The organism is Rubellimicrobium mesophilum DSM 19309, from assembly GCF_000600335.2.
GTDB classification, from domain to species: Bacteria; Pseudomonadota; Alphaproteobacteria; order Rhodobacterales; family Rhodobacteraceae; genus Rubellimicrobium; species Rubellimicrobium mesophilum.
Map to the genome: position 1 here is coordinate 1 of NZ_KK088633.1, position 10553 is coordinate 10553.

At 74.1% G+C, this 10553-nt stretch carries 12 protein-coding genes and 1 pseudogene; 8 read left to right on the top strand and 5 right to left on the bottom strand.

Going from position 1 to position 10553, the window contains the following annotated elements:
- Window positions 1–288 precede the first annotated feature (288 nt).
- Window positions 289–600, top strand: a complete 312-nt coding sequence (locus RUMESO_RS22415) for a DUF4342 domain-containing protein (RefSeq protein WP_037284046.1) — start codon at window positions 289–291, stop codon at window positions 598–600.
- A gap of 269 nt (window positions 601–869) precedes the next feature.
- Here RUMESO_RS22415 and RUMESO_RS22420 read toward each other — a convergent pair whose 3' ends face one another.
- The gene (locus RUMESO_RS22420; protein ID WP_037284022.1) at window positions 870–1409 is read right to left on the bottom strand and encodes an acyl-CoA thioesterase; all 540 of its coding nucleotides are present in this window, start codon (window positions 1407–1409) and stop codon (window positions 870–872) included.
- Window positions 1410–1565: 156 nt separating this feature from the next.
- On the opposite strand from RUMESO_RS22420, the gene RUMESO_RS22425 reads away from it, so the two are divergent.
- From RUMESO_RS22425 to RUMESO_RS22440, 4 genes are all read left to right on the top strand, one after another.
- Entirely contained in the window at window positions 1566–1853 is a 288-nt protein-coding gene (locus tag RUMESO_RS22425) for a YggT family protein (protein ID WP_037284024.1), read from the top strand.
- 7 nt (window positions 1854–1860) lie between these two features.
- Window positions 1861–3915 carry a DNA helicase RecQ gene (gene recQ, locus RUMESO_RS22430; protein WP_037284026.1) on the top strand — a complete coding sequence of 685 codons (2055 nt, stop codon included), beginning with the start codon at window positions 1861–1863 and terminating at the stop codon, window positions 3913–3915.
- A 73-nt stretch (window positions 3916–3988) separates the two neighbouring features.
- Window positions 3989–4723 (top strand): vWA domain-containing protein, encoded by a 735-nt coding sequence (locus RUMESO_RS22435; protein WP_051521616.1) that lies wholly within the window; start codon window positions 3989–3991, stop codon window positions 4721–4723.
- Window positions 4723–5040 carry a helix-turn-helix domain-containing protein gene (locus RUMESO_RS22440; protein ID WP_037284029.1) on the top strand — a complete coding sequence of 106 codons (318 nt, stop codon included), beginning with the start codon at window positions 4723–4725 and terminating at the stop codon, window positions 5038–5040. Before RUMESO_RS22435 ends, RUMESO_RS22440 begins: the two co-directional genes overlap by 1 nt.
- A 68-nt stretch (window positions 5041–5108) precedes the next feature.
- Here the strand turns inward: RUMESO_RS22440 and truB are convergent, their stop codons facing one another.
- From truB to rbfA, 3 genes are read right to left on the bottom strand one after another with little or no spacing between them, the layout of a single operon-like run.
- Window positions 5109–6017: a tRNA pseudouridine(55) synthase TruB gene (gene truB / locus RUMESO_RS22445; RefSeq protein ID WP_037284032.1), complete on the bottom strand. Its 909-nt coding sequence runs from the start codon at window positions 6015–6017 to the stop codon at window positions 5109–5111.
- 52 nt (window positions 6018–6069) lie between these two features.
- Complete coding sequence (locus RUMESO_RS22450; protein ID WP_037284035.1) at window positions 6070–6798, bottom strand: phosphodiester glycosidase family protein; 729 nt, start codon at window positions 6796–6798, stop codon at window positions 6070–6072.
- Entirely contained in the window at window positions 6795–7214 is a 420-nt protein-coding gene (gene rbfA, locus RUMESO_RS22455) for a 30S ribosome-binding factor RbfA (RefSeq protein ID WP_425414946.1), read from the bottom strand. The genes RUMESO_RS22450 and rbfA overlap by 4 nt, the downstream gene beginning before the upstream one ends.
- Before the next feature lie 87 nt (window positions 7215–7301).
- Between rbfA and dapB the strand changes: the two genes are divergently transcribed.
- Window positions 7302–8111: a 4-hydroxy-tetrahydrodipicolinate reductase gene (gene dapB, locus RUMESO_RS22460; RefSeq protein WP_037284038.1), complete on the top strand. Its 810-nt coding sequence runs from the start codon at window positions 7302–7304 to the stop codon at window positions 8109–8111.
- A 215-nt stretch (window positions 8112–8326) separates the two neighbouring features.
- Here dapB and RUMESO_RS22465 read toward each other — a convergent pair whose 3' ends face one another.
- Complete coding sequence (locus RUMESO_RS22465; RefSeq protein ID WP_037284056.1) at window positions 8327–8497, bottom strand: DUF1674 domain-containing protein; 171 nt, start codon at window positions 8495–8497, stop codon at window positions 8327–8329.
- A gap of 85 nt (window positions 8498–8582) precedes the next feature.
- On the opposite strand from RUMESO_RS22465, the gene RUMESO_RS22470 reads away from it, so the two are divergent.
- Both RUMESO_RS22470 and RUMESO_RS22475 read left to right on the top strand, forming a co-directional pair.
- Window positions 8583–9890: an RsmB/NOP family class I SAM-dependent RNA methyltransferase gene (locus RUMESO_RS22470; RefSeq protein WP_051521617.1), complete on the top strand. Its 1308-nt coding sequence runs from the start codon at window positions 8583–8585 to the stop codon at window positions 9888–9890.
- A 93-nt stretch (window positions 9891–9983) separates the two neighbouring features.
- A pseudogene (locus RUMESO_RS22475) lies at window positions 9984–10553 on the top strand (heparinase); the annotation flags it as partial.

A 10553-nucleotide genomic window follows, 5' to 3' on the forward strand; every position in this document is an offset into this window, starting at 1 on the left:
GGCGTTCGGTGGGGGGTGGGGCGACGCAACACCCCGGGGGCAAGGCGCTGATCCGGCGAGGGAAGTCGGCCGACGGGGGTGTTGCGTGGCCCCGTAGGGTGCGCTTCGGCGCACCATGCGACGGTGATTCGGGCAGGGGCCGGGGATGGTGCGCCGAAGCGCGCCGTGTGGAGGCGGTCGGCCCTGGGCCGTCGCGTCTCGCGCGGGTTGGTTGACGCAGCGCAAGGACCAGCGAGCCGTGGCGGGGTAGGAGGGCCTGCGCCCATCACGGGCGGCATGGAGAGGATCATGGCCGAGGACGAAAGGCGGACCATCCGCGAGGAGATCGAGGTCGGGGGCGGGCAGCTCGTCGAGCAGGTCAAGCACCTGATCCGCGAAGGCAACGTGCGGTCGCTCAAGATCGTCGCCAGGGACGGCGAGACGCAGCTCGAGGTGCCGCTGACCATCGGCGTGCTGGCCGGGGGGGCGGTCGCGCTCGCCGCGCCGTGGCTCGCGGTGGTCGGGGTGATCGCGGCGCTGGTGAAGCACGTCAGGATCGAGGTCGAGCGCGAGGAGGAGGGGACTCCCGCGCTGCCCGAGCCTCAGAGGACCGACGTCTGAGGCCGGGGGCGGCGCCCGGGGCGACAGGCCGTCCCGGGCGCCGCGAGGATCAGGTGGTGGGGCCGAGGAGCGGCCCGCCAAGTCGTCGGGCGGGGTTCAGGGCGCGACGCGGCGTCGGTCGGTCGCGTGACCCTTGGCGGGGCGTCCATGGGCCACGGCTTCCCCGCCCGGCCTGGCGGCGAACCCCGCGCGATGGGCTGAGGCCCGCCCCACGGCTATGGAGAGGGCGGGCCCCGGGCTTTCGCCGCGAGCGGGTCCGGGGAGGCGGCTCAGGCGTCCTGCATGGGGGGCCAGGGGCGTTCGGCCTCGGCCTCGATCCAGGCCCGGACCCAGGGGGGCAGCTCGGGCGAGGGGAGGTCGGGCCGGCCCATGGCGGCGAGGACGCGGGCGGGGGCGACGATGCCGCCGGGGTCGCTGACCGCGGAGCGGATGAGGACGTGGCTCGCCACCTCGCCCGAGGGGAGGCGCATCGACTGCTCCACGTAGAAGAAGCGGGCGTCCCAGCCGAGGGCGCGGGTCCGCATCAGGATGCGGTCGAAGGCGTGGACGCGGCGGCGGTAGCGAACCGAGGCGCCGGCGACGGCGACCTGCCAGCGGTGCTCGCGCAAGGTTGCCGTGAGGCCGATGCGGGCGCTCCAGGGAATGCGGCCGAGGTCGTAGAGGGTGAGCGCGCGGCCGTTGTTGAGCTCGCCGAAGATGTCGAGGTCCCAGGGCCAGCAGAGGTGATGGCTCACATGGGTGTCGAAGAGGGCGAGGGGCGCGCCGCGCTGGCGCCAGGCCTGGTAGAGGAGGCGGGGGACGGGATACATGGCGGGTCGCTCCGGCGGGCGTCGGGGGCGTCCTCGCCCGCGCGGGACGGGTGCGTCAACCACGACGGCGCGTCGCGTGGGCCCCGGGGATTGCGCGGGGGGCCCGGCGCCCTTAGGTGGCGAACGGAACGGGCACGAACGGGGCATTGGGCGCAGATGACGTCGCTTTTCGAGATCCTCATGCTGATCCTGGGGGCGGCGCGGCTGCTCATCTTCGCGCATTTCATCATGAGCTGGCTGCTCAGCTTCAACGTGCTGAACCCGCGCCAGCAGTTCGTCCAGCAGGTCTGGGTAGGGCTGAGCCGGCTTCTGGAGCCGATCTACCGGCCGATCCGCAGCGTGCTGCCGCCGATGGGGGGGCTGGACCTCGCTCCGCTGGTGGCGCTGCTCGCGATCTACGCGCTCGAGATCATCCTGCGGAACAACGTCGGCCTGTTCGTCTGAGGCTCTCGTGAGCGGTGACGCAGGCCACACCCTCCTGCGGGAGGTCTGGGGATTCGACTCCTTCCGCCCGGGGCAGGAGGAGATCGTGCGCGCCGTCTCCGAGGGGCGGGACGTGCTCGCCGTCATGCCGACGGGCGGGGGGAAGTCGCTCTGCTACCAGCTTCCCGCGCTGCTGCGGGAGGGGCTGACGGTCGTCATCTCGCCGCTGATCGCCTTGATGCGGGATCAGGTGCGTAGCTTGCGCGCGGCGGGGGTGGAGGCGGCGGCGTTCACGTCGGCGAACACCGAGGAGGAGAACGAGGAGCTTCGGGCGGGGCTGCGGGAGGGGCGCATCCGGCTTCTGTATCTGGCGCCGGAGCGGCTGGCGTCCTCGGGGACGGCGGCGGCGCTGAAGCGGTGGGGGACGCGCGCCATCGCGGTGGACGAGGCGCATTGCGTCAGCCAGTGGGGGCACGACTTCCGGCCGGACTACCTGCGGATCGGGGCCCTGCGGGAGGCGCTGGGGGTGCCGCTCGCGGCCTTCACGGCGACCGCCGACGAGGAGACGCGGGACGAGATCGTCGAGCGGCTGTTCGGCGGGCGGGAGCCGCAGGTCTTCCTGCGGGGCTTCGACCGGCCGAACATCCATCTGGGCTTCGCGCTGAAGGCGGGCCCGCGCCAGCAGGTGCTCGACTACGCGAAGCGGCGGAAGGGCCGGGCGGGGATCGTCTATTGCGGGACGCGGGCCAAGACCGAGGTTCTGGCGCAGGCGCTCCGCGAGGCGGGGATGGAGGCGATTCCCTACCATGCGGGGCTGGAGCCCGATGCGCGGCGGCGCGCGGAGGAGCGGTTCCAGCGGGAGGACGGGCTGATCGTGGTGGCCACGGTCGCCTTCGGGATGGGCGTGGACAAGCCGGACATCCGCTGGGTGATGCACGCCGACCTGCCCAAGAGTGTCGAGGCCTACTACCAGGAGATCGGGCGCGCGGGGCGGGACGGGCTGCCCGCCGAGGCGCTGACGCTCTATGGGCCGGAGGACATCCGGCTGCGGCGGTCGCAGATCGACGAGGGCGGGGCGCCGGAGGAGCGGAAGGTCGCGGACCATGGGCGGCTCAATGCGCTGCTGGGGATCGCGGAGGCGACGGGGTGCCGGCGGGTGGCTCTGCTGGGATATTTCGACGAGGCGGCGGGGGCCTGCGGGGCCTGCGACAACTGCGACAGGCCGGCGGAGGTCTTCGACGCGACGACGCCGGCGCGGATGGTGCTGTCGGCGGCGCTGCGGACCGAGGAGCGGTTCGGCAAGGTCCACCTGATCGACATCCTCCTGGGGGAGGAGACGGACAAGGTCAGGTCCTGGGGCCATGACCGGCTGCCGACCTTCGGCGTCGGGCGGGAATGGGACCGGAAGCAGTGGGACGCCATCGTCCGGCAGATGCTGGGGCAGGACCTGCTGCGGCCCGATCCGTCGCGGCATGGGGCGCTGCGGCTGACCGAGCTCGCGCGGCCCGTGCTGAAGGGGGAGCAGGCGGTCACCATGCGGCGGGACGTGCTGCCGCCGAGGGGCAAGGGCGCGACGCGCGACGAGCCCAAGGCGATGGTCGCCGAGGAGGATGCGGGGCTCCTGTCGGCGCTCAAGGCGCATCGGCGGGGGCTCGCGCAGGCGCAGGGGGTGCCGGCCTACGTGGTCTTCACCGACCGGACGCTGATCGAGATGGCCGAGCGGCGGCCACGCACGCTGGACGAGATGGCGCAGATCAGCGGCGTCGGCGCGAAGAAGCTCGACACCTATGGGCGCAGCTTCCTGGAGGTGATCCTGGGGGAGGCCGCGCCGGAGATGCATCCCAAGCGCCAGAAGCTCGCGGGGCGCGAGGAGGGAACGGTGTTCGACCGGCTGCAGGCGGCGCAGGCCGGGCTGGCGCGGGGGCCGGACGGGCTGGGGAAGCCGCTGTCGCTGAACGCGCCGACGCTGGCGCGGATCGCGGCGCAGCATCCGCGCGACCTCGCGGGGCTGGAGCGGATCATCGGGCCGCGCGCGGCGGAGCGGTTCGGCGAGGCCTTCCTGGAGATCCTGCGGGAGGGGTGACCCGCGCCCTTGAAACCTATTGCTCGCGGTCAATATATATCCCATCTGCAATACGGGTGGGGAGGATTTCGACATGACGGACGCGCAAACCGGGGAGACGCTGGTCGCCTTCCTGCTGGACCGCACGGGCTCGATGGGGAGCGTGAAGGCCCAGACCATCGCGGGCTTCAATGCCTATCTCGCCGGGCTGCAGGCGGAGGAGGCCGACATCTCCTTCTCGCTCCTGCAGTTCGACTCGATGTCCATCGACGTGATCTGCGCCAACGCGCCCGTGAAGGACGTGGCGCCGCTGACGGAGGCCAGCTACCAGCCCCGCGCCTCGACGCCGCTGATCGACGCGGCGGTCAAGACGATCCGCGCGGTCGAGGTCGCGGTGGCCGAGAGGGCGGTACCGCCCAAGGTCGTCGTGACCTTCCAGACCGACGGGGAGGAGAACTGCTCGACCGAGCACGACTGGATCGAGCTGAACCTCCTCATCAAGGACAAGGCGGCGCAGGGCTGGCAGTTCAACTTCCTGGGCGCCGGGATCGACGCCTACCAGCAGGGCGCGCGGATGGGGCTGAAGGACGACGCGGTGGTGAGCTACGACAAGGAGGGCCTTGCCGAGACCACGGCGGTCTTTGCCGCCCGCGCCGCCCGGGCCCGCGACTATGCCAAGGGACGGGCCGCCTCCATGGCGATCCCGATGGAGGAGAAGCGTCGCGCGGGGGACCGCTTCGCCGAGGCGGTGAGGGGTGGGGCGCAGCCCGGCGACCCGAAGGCGCCGCGCGCGCCCCGGCGGGCGATCCTCGACACGCCCAAGCTCTGATGGCCGGGACGCCGAAGGAGCCCAAGGCGCCCCGCCCGGCGGCAAGCGGCCCGGTCAGCCTGCCCGCCACCGAGACGGCGCAGGCGCTGGGCGAGATCCTCGCCGGGCGGGGCCTGTCGCAGTACCGCGCCGCCAAGATGGCCGAGACCTCGCAGCCCTACCTCAACCAGGTGGCGACGGGGCGGCGCAAGGCCTCGGCCGAGTGGATCGACCTGATCGCCAACGCGCTGGATCTGTCGCCCGAGGAGAGCGAGAGGCTGCACCGGGCGGCGGCCAAGGACCATGGGTTCAGGATCGACCTGACGAAGAAGCCGTAGGGTGGGTGGAACCCACGCGGAGCGGCCCGAGGCGTGGGTTGCGCCCGCGAAGGCGGGCTCCATTCGCCCTACGCCGCGAAGACCCGCGAGGGGCGCAGGTGGCCGGCCTCGAAGACGCCGATGGCGATGGCCTTTCCGTTCCGGCTGGCCCAGGCCTCCTCGCCCCATTCGAGGTCCTCGGGCGGGATGACGGGGGCGGGCTGGCCGTTGCGCAAGCTGGCCACGCTCAGCTCGGGGCAGCGGCATTCGGGGAGGCCGACGAGCGCGGTCTCGAGCGGCAGGAGGCGGGAATCGAGGGCGCCGGTGCGGGCGCCCTGCTCGATCTCCTCCCAGGTGACGGCGCCGTCGACGGTGAAGGGGCCGGACCAGATGCGGCGGAGCCGGGTGACGTGGCCGAGGCAGCCGAGCGCGCGGCCGAGGTCGCGGGCGATGGAGCGGACGTAGCCGCCCTTGCCGCAGACCATGCGGAGGGTGGCGTGGTCGGCGTCGGGGCGGGCCACCAGGGTCAGCTCGCGGACGTGGAGGGGGCGGGCGGCGAGCTCCAGCACCTCGCCGTCGCGGGCGAGGTCGTAGGCGCGCTCGCCGTCCACCTTGACGGCGGAGAAGGCGGGCGGGACCTGCAGGATGTCGCCGCGGAACTGGTCCAGGGCGGCTTCGATGGCTGCGTCGGTGGGGCGGGCATCGGCTTCGCGCGCGACCTCGCCCTCGGCGTCGTCGGTGGTGGTCTCCTGGCCCCAGCGGGTGGTGAAGTCGTAGGCCTTGAGGGCGTCGGTGACGTAGGGAAGGACCTTGGTCGCCTCGCCCAGGGCGACGGCGAGGAGGCCGGTGGCGGCGGGGTCGAGGGTGCCGGCGTGTCCGGCCTTCTGCGCCTCGAGCGCCCAGCGGACCTTGTTGACGACCGAGGTCGAGGTGATGCCGGGGGGCTTGTCCACGATCAGGAAGCCCGAGATCGCCCGTCCCTTGCGTGTGCGGCCCATGCCTGCCCCCCTGGCTGAAAGGCCCGCGCCCTAAAGCGCCCGGGCGCGGGGGTCAAGGCGTGGCGGCGTCGGAAGCGAGGAGGCCGACGATGGGACCCATGGGGGCGCCCCAGTCATCGCGGTCCACGGACGGCGCGTGCAGGCGCGAGATGCTGCCGTCGAAGTAGAGGGCGTTCGGCAGGGACAGGCCGTCGCGGAAGAGGCGCGCGAATTCGTGGAAGGTGACGGCGCGGCCGGAGATGGCGAAGACGGCGCGGCTCCCGTCGGCGCTGGTGCCGACGCCGTTGCGGACGTGGCGCGAGTCGCTGTCGGGGAGGAAGCGGGGGTGCAGCGCGCCGTCGATGACCAGCATGGGGCCGGACTGGGTGGCGGAGTCGCAGGCACGGGCGCCGCCCGCGTAGGCCAGCGTCTCCACCACGAAGGCGCCGTCGTCGTTCAGGCAGAGGAGGCCGTTGGGGAGGAGGCCGAAGTTGCCGGGGCCGGCCTGCGTGACGAGGGGGGCGAGCTCGTCGCCCTCCTCGATGTAGAGGCCCACGGGGCGGCGGTCGTCGTGGTACATCCCGGCGTTCATGGCGAAGGCGAGGGGGCCGTGCTCCTCCTCGACGGCGGCGAAGGAGCCGTAGGGCTTGCCGTCCCGGCCGTTCAGGAAGAGCCGGAGGTGCTCCGTCTGCGGGGCGACCTCGCAGATCGTGTAGGGGGTGTCCTCGAACTCGATATCTCGGCAGTCGAGCGCGAGGGCGGGCGCTGCGAGCGCCAGCCAGGCCAGGACGGCGCGGATCACTCCTCGGGGTCCTCGGAGGCTTCCAGGTCGCGGCGGACCTTCTCGTCGGAGAAGAGCCTGCGGGTGGCGTCCATGCGGTCGAAGGTCTCGTCGATCTCGAACCTGAGGTCGGGGACGTGCTTGAGGGTCATCTCGCGCGCCAGCAGGTGGCGGATCTCGGGCTTGTTGCGCCGGAGCGCGGCGAGGATGCCCTCGCGGTTGCCGCCGCCCAGGGGGAGGACGAAGGCCGTGGCCTTCTTGAGGTCCGGGGAGGCCCGCACCTCGCCCACGGTGATGGAGACGCCCTCGAGGTCCGGGTCGTGGAGGTCGCCCTGGGCGAGGATCTCGGACAGGGTGCGCCGGATCAGCTCGCCCACGCGGAGCTGGCGCTGGGACGGGCCCGAGGAGGTCATGGGAGTGCGGCTCATGCGGGCCATGTAGGCGCAACGGGCGGGAATGCCAAGCGCGCTGGCCCTTGGGCGGGGCGGGCGGTAGGAGGGGCCGAAACCGAGGGAGGGCGCGCGATGGATAGGCCGGGACTGGTGGTGACGGGGGCCTCGGGGCGGATGGGGCGGACGCTGGTGCGGCTCATCGGCGAGGCGGGGGACCGGGCGCGGCTGGTGGGCGCGGTGGAGCGGGCGGGGCATCCCTGGATCGGGCAGGACGTGGGCGTGGCGATGGGCGGGGCGCCGGTGGGGGTCGTGGTGACGGACGATCCGCTGGAGGCCTTCGCGAAGGCGCAGGGGGTGGTGGACTTCACCTCGCCCGCCGCCTCGGTGGAGTTCGCGGGGCTCGCGGCGCAGGCGCGGGCGGTGCACGTGATCGGCACGACGGGGCTGGAGGCGGAGCATCTGGAGAGGATCGCCGCCGCCGCTCGGCACGCGGTGGTGATCCGGGCGGGGAACATGAGCCTGGGGGTGAACCTGATGGTGGCGCTGACGCGGAAGGTGGCGGAGGCGCTGGGGGACGACTGGGACGTCGAGGTCGTCGAGGCGCATCACCGGATGAAGGTGGACGCGCCCTCGGGCACGGCGCTGATGCTGGGCGAGGCGGCGGCGGCGGGGCGCGGGGTGGCCCTGGAGGAGGTCGCGGACCGGGGGCGGGACGGGATCACCGGAGCGCGGGCGCGGGGGCACATCGGCTTCGCCTCGGTGCGCGGAGGGGACATCGTGGGCGAGCACGACGTGGTCTTCGCGGGCGAGGGGGAGCGGGTGGTGCTGCGGCACCTCGCGACCGACCGGACGATCTTCGGGCGCGGGGCGCTCCGGGCGGCGCTCTGGGGGCAGGACAAGGCGCCGGGGGAATACTCGATGATGGACGTGCTGGGCTTGTGAGCGGCTCGGAAAACCATGCGGGGGATGGTTTTCAGCGAACAAGGCCCCGAGTGCCAGCGAGGGGCGGACGGAGGCGGGCGATGTAGGGCGGGCTCCACCCATCCTACGCAATGAGCCGTGCGCCCGGCCCTCGATGGGCGCAGGGTGGGTGAGACCCACGGGTATGGCTTGGACGCGCGGGCTGCCCCCGCCAGGGGCGGGCTCCGTCCACACCGCTAGAAGTCGATCGCCCGCCCGTTCAGCTCGTAGTCGCCGAAGCGCACCGGCTCCGGCCCCTGGCGGCCGCCCTGCTCGGGGGGGAGGTCGAGGGGCCTTGCGGCCTTGCGGCGGGCCTCGGCCTCGGCGAGGGCGCGCTGGGCCTCGGGGGGGAGCGGCTGGTCGGGCATGACGGAAACCTCATGGCGGCGCGCCTTGCGGGCGCCGGACAGGGCGGCATATAGGGCGCGCGGCCGCAGGGGGGCAAGGAGCGCCATGGCACGTAAAGGGGTGAAACTCCCGGTCGAGAGCAGCGAGGACCGGGCGGGGCTCGGGCCCCGGCGCGCGGCGCTGCGGCTCCTCAACGCGGTGACGGGCGAGGGGATGCTCCTGTCGGACGCGCGGGCGGCCGCGATGCTGGCGCAACTGCCCCCGGAAGGCCGGGCGCGGGCGCAGCGGCTGGCGCAGGAGACGCTCAGGAACCTGTCGCGGGCGGACGAGTGGCTCGGGCCCCGCCTGCGGAAGGCGCCGCCGCTGGGGGTGCTGAACGCGCTGCGGCTCGGCGCGGTGGAGATCGGGCGGGGCGAGGCGGCGCATGGCGTGGTGAACGCGCTGGTGGCGCTGGTGGCCGAGGGCAAGCGGACCGAGGGGTTCCGGGGCCTCGCCAACGCGGTGCTGCGGGCGCTCGCCAAGGAGGGGCCGGAGGGCTGGGCGGGGCTGCCGGGGCCGGTGCTGCCCGACTGGCTGCGGGAGCCGCTGGTGGAGTCCTGGGGCGAGGCGGCGGTGGAGGCCATGGAGGCCGCGCAACTGGCGGGGGCTCCGCTGGACCTGTCGGCCAAGGGCGATCCGGGCGAGCTGGCGCAGGCCCTGGGCGGGGAGCTCCTGCCCACGGGGACGGTGCGGCTGGACGCGGGCGTGCAGGTGACGGCGCTGCCGGGCTACCAGGAGGGGGCCTTCTGGGTGCAGGACGCCGCCGCCGCCCTGCCGGCGCTGGTGCTGGACGCGCAGCGGGGCGAGCGGGTGCTCGACCTCTGCGCGGCTCCGGGGGGGAAGACCCTGCAGATGGCGGCGCGGGGGGCGGAGGTCACGGCGCTCGACATCTCGGCGCCCCGGCTGGAGCGGCTGCGGGACAACCTCGCGCGGACGGGGCTGCCCGCCCGGGTCGCGCAGGGGGATGCGCTGGAATTCGGCGAGGGGGGCTGGGACGCGATCCTGCTCGACGCGCCCTGCTCGGCGACGGGCACGATCCGGCGGCACCCGGACCTCCCCGTCGCGCGGGACGGGGCGGAGATCCCGGGGCTGCTCGACCTGCAGGAGGCCATGATCGACCACGCGCTGTCGCTGCTGAGACCCGGCGGGCGGCTCGTCTTCGCGACCTGCTCGCTCCTGCCCGAGGAGGGCGAGGAGCAGGTGGAGGCCGCGCGCGAACGGCATCCGGGGCTGACTGTCGAGCCGCCCGAGGCGCCGGGGCTCGACCCGGCCTGGCGGGTGGAATCGGGGCTCAGGACGCGGCCCGACCACTGGGCCGACCTGGGCGGGATGGACGGGTTCTTCGTGACGCGGCTGCGCAAGCCGGGCGCGTGACAAACCCGCGACGGACCGGGGTTTTGTGGGCCGGGCGGGTGACAGGCCGCCAAGGCGCGGCCTAACCTGCCGCGAGCGGAGCGGAGGGACGGCTTGGGGCGGGAACCGGGATGGAGGACGCGGGCGGGGAGCCTCGGCGACCGCTGGCAGGCGCGCCTTGCCGCCCGGGCCCGGCCGCGCGGGCCTGTCTCCTGGCCCGAGCCGCGCATCGGGGGCGATCCCGCGCGGGGGCGGCAACTCCTGAAGGGGCGGATCAGGATCGGGCGGGAGCTGGTGGAGGCCCCGGGGCGGTCGCTCTGGGAGCTCGGGGTCGAGGAGCCGGAGTCGCTGGCGCTGCATGGCTTCGGCTGGCTCGACGACCTTCTGGCGATAGGGGACGCGGCGGCGCGGGGGCGGGCGGAGGCCTGGGTGGCGGACTGGCTCGACCGCTACGGGCGGGGCACGGGGCCGGGCTGGACGTCCGGGCTCTCGGCCGAGCGGCTGATCCGGCTCCTGGGGCACGCGCAGGCGCTCCTGCACCCGTCGGGAGTGGGGGAGGAACGGCTCGCCCGCGCCGTGGCGGCCGAGGCCGCGTTCCTGGAGCGGCGCTGGCGCAAGGCGCCCGCCGGGCGGCCGAGCGTCGCGGCGCTGGCGGCGCTGATCCTGGCGGGCCTCGCCCTGCCA

What these genes read in the sequence shown, in the direction of transcription:
- RUMESO_RS22415 (WP_037284046.1), top strand. Translation starts at nt 289, where the DNA reads ATGGCCGAGGACGAAAGGCGGACCATCCGCGAGGAGATCGAGGTCGGG.
- RUMESO_RS22420 (WP_037284022.1), bottom strand. Translation starts at nt 1,409, where the DNA reads ATGTATCCCGTCCCCCGCCTCCTCTACCAGGCCTGGCGCCAGCGCGGC.
- RUMESO_RS22425 (WP_037284024.1), top strand. Translation starts at nt 1,566, where the DNA reads ATGACGTCGCTTTTCGAGATCCTCATGCTGATCCTGGGGGCGGCGCGG.
- RUMESO_RS22435 (WP_051521616.1), top strand. Translation starts at nt 3,989, where the DNA reads ATGACGGACGCGCAAACCGGGGAGACGCTGGTCGCCTTCCTGCTGGAC.
- RUMESO_RS22440 (WP_037284029.1), top strand. Translation starts at nt 4,723, where the DNA reads ATGGCCGGGACGCCGAAGGAGCCCAAGGCGCCCCGCCCGGCGGCAAGC.
- truB (WP_037284032.1), bottom strand. Translation starts at nt 6,017, where the DNA reads ATGGGCCGCACACGCAAGGGACGGGCGATCTCGGGCTTCCTGATCGTG.
- rbfA (WP_425414946.1), bottom strand. Translation starts at nt 7,214, where the DNA reads ATGGCCCGCATGAGCCGCACTCCCATGACCTCCTCGGGCCCGTCCCAG.
- dapB (WP_037284038.1), top strand. Translation starts at nt 7,302, where the DNA reads ATGGATAGGCCGGGACTGGTGGTGACGGGGGCCTCGGGGCGGATGGGG.
- RUMESO_RS22465 (WP_037284056.1), bottom strand. Translation starts at nt 8,497, where the DNA reads ATGCCCGACCAGCCGCTCCCCCCCGAGGCCCAGCGCGCCCTCGCCGAG.
- RUMESO_RS22470 (WP_051521617.1), top strand. Translation starts at nt 8,583, where the DNA reads ATGGCACGTAAAGGGGTGAAACTCCCGGTCGAGAGCAGCGAGGACCGG.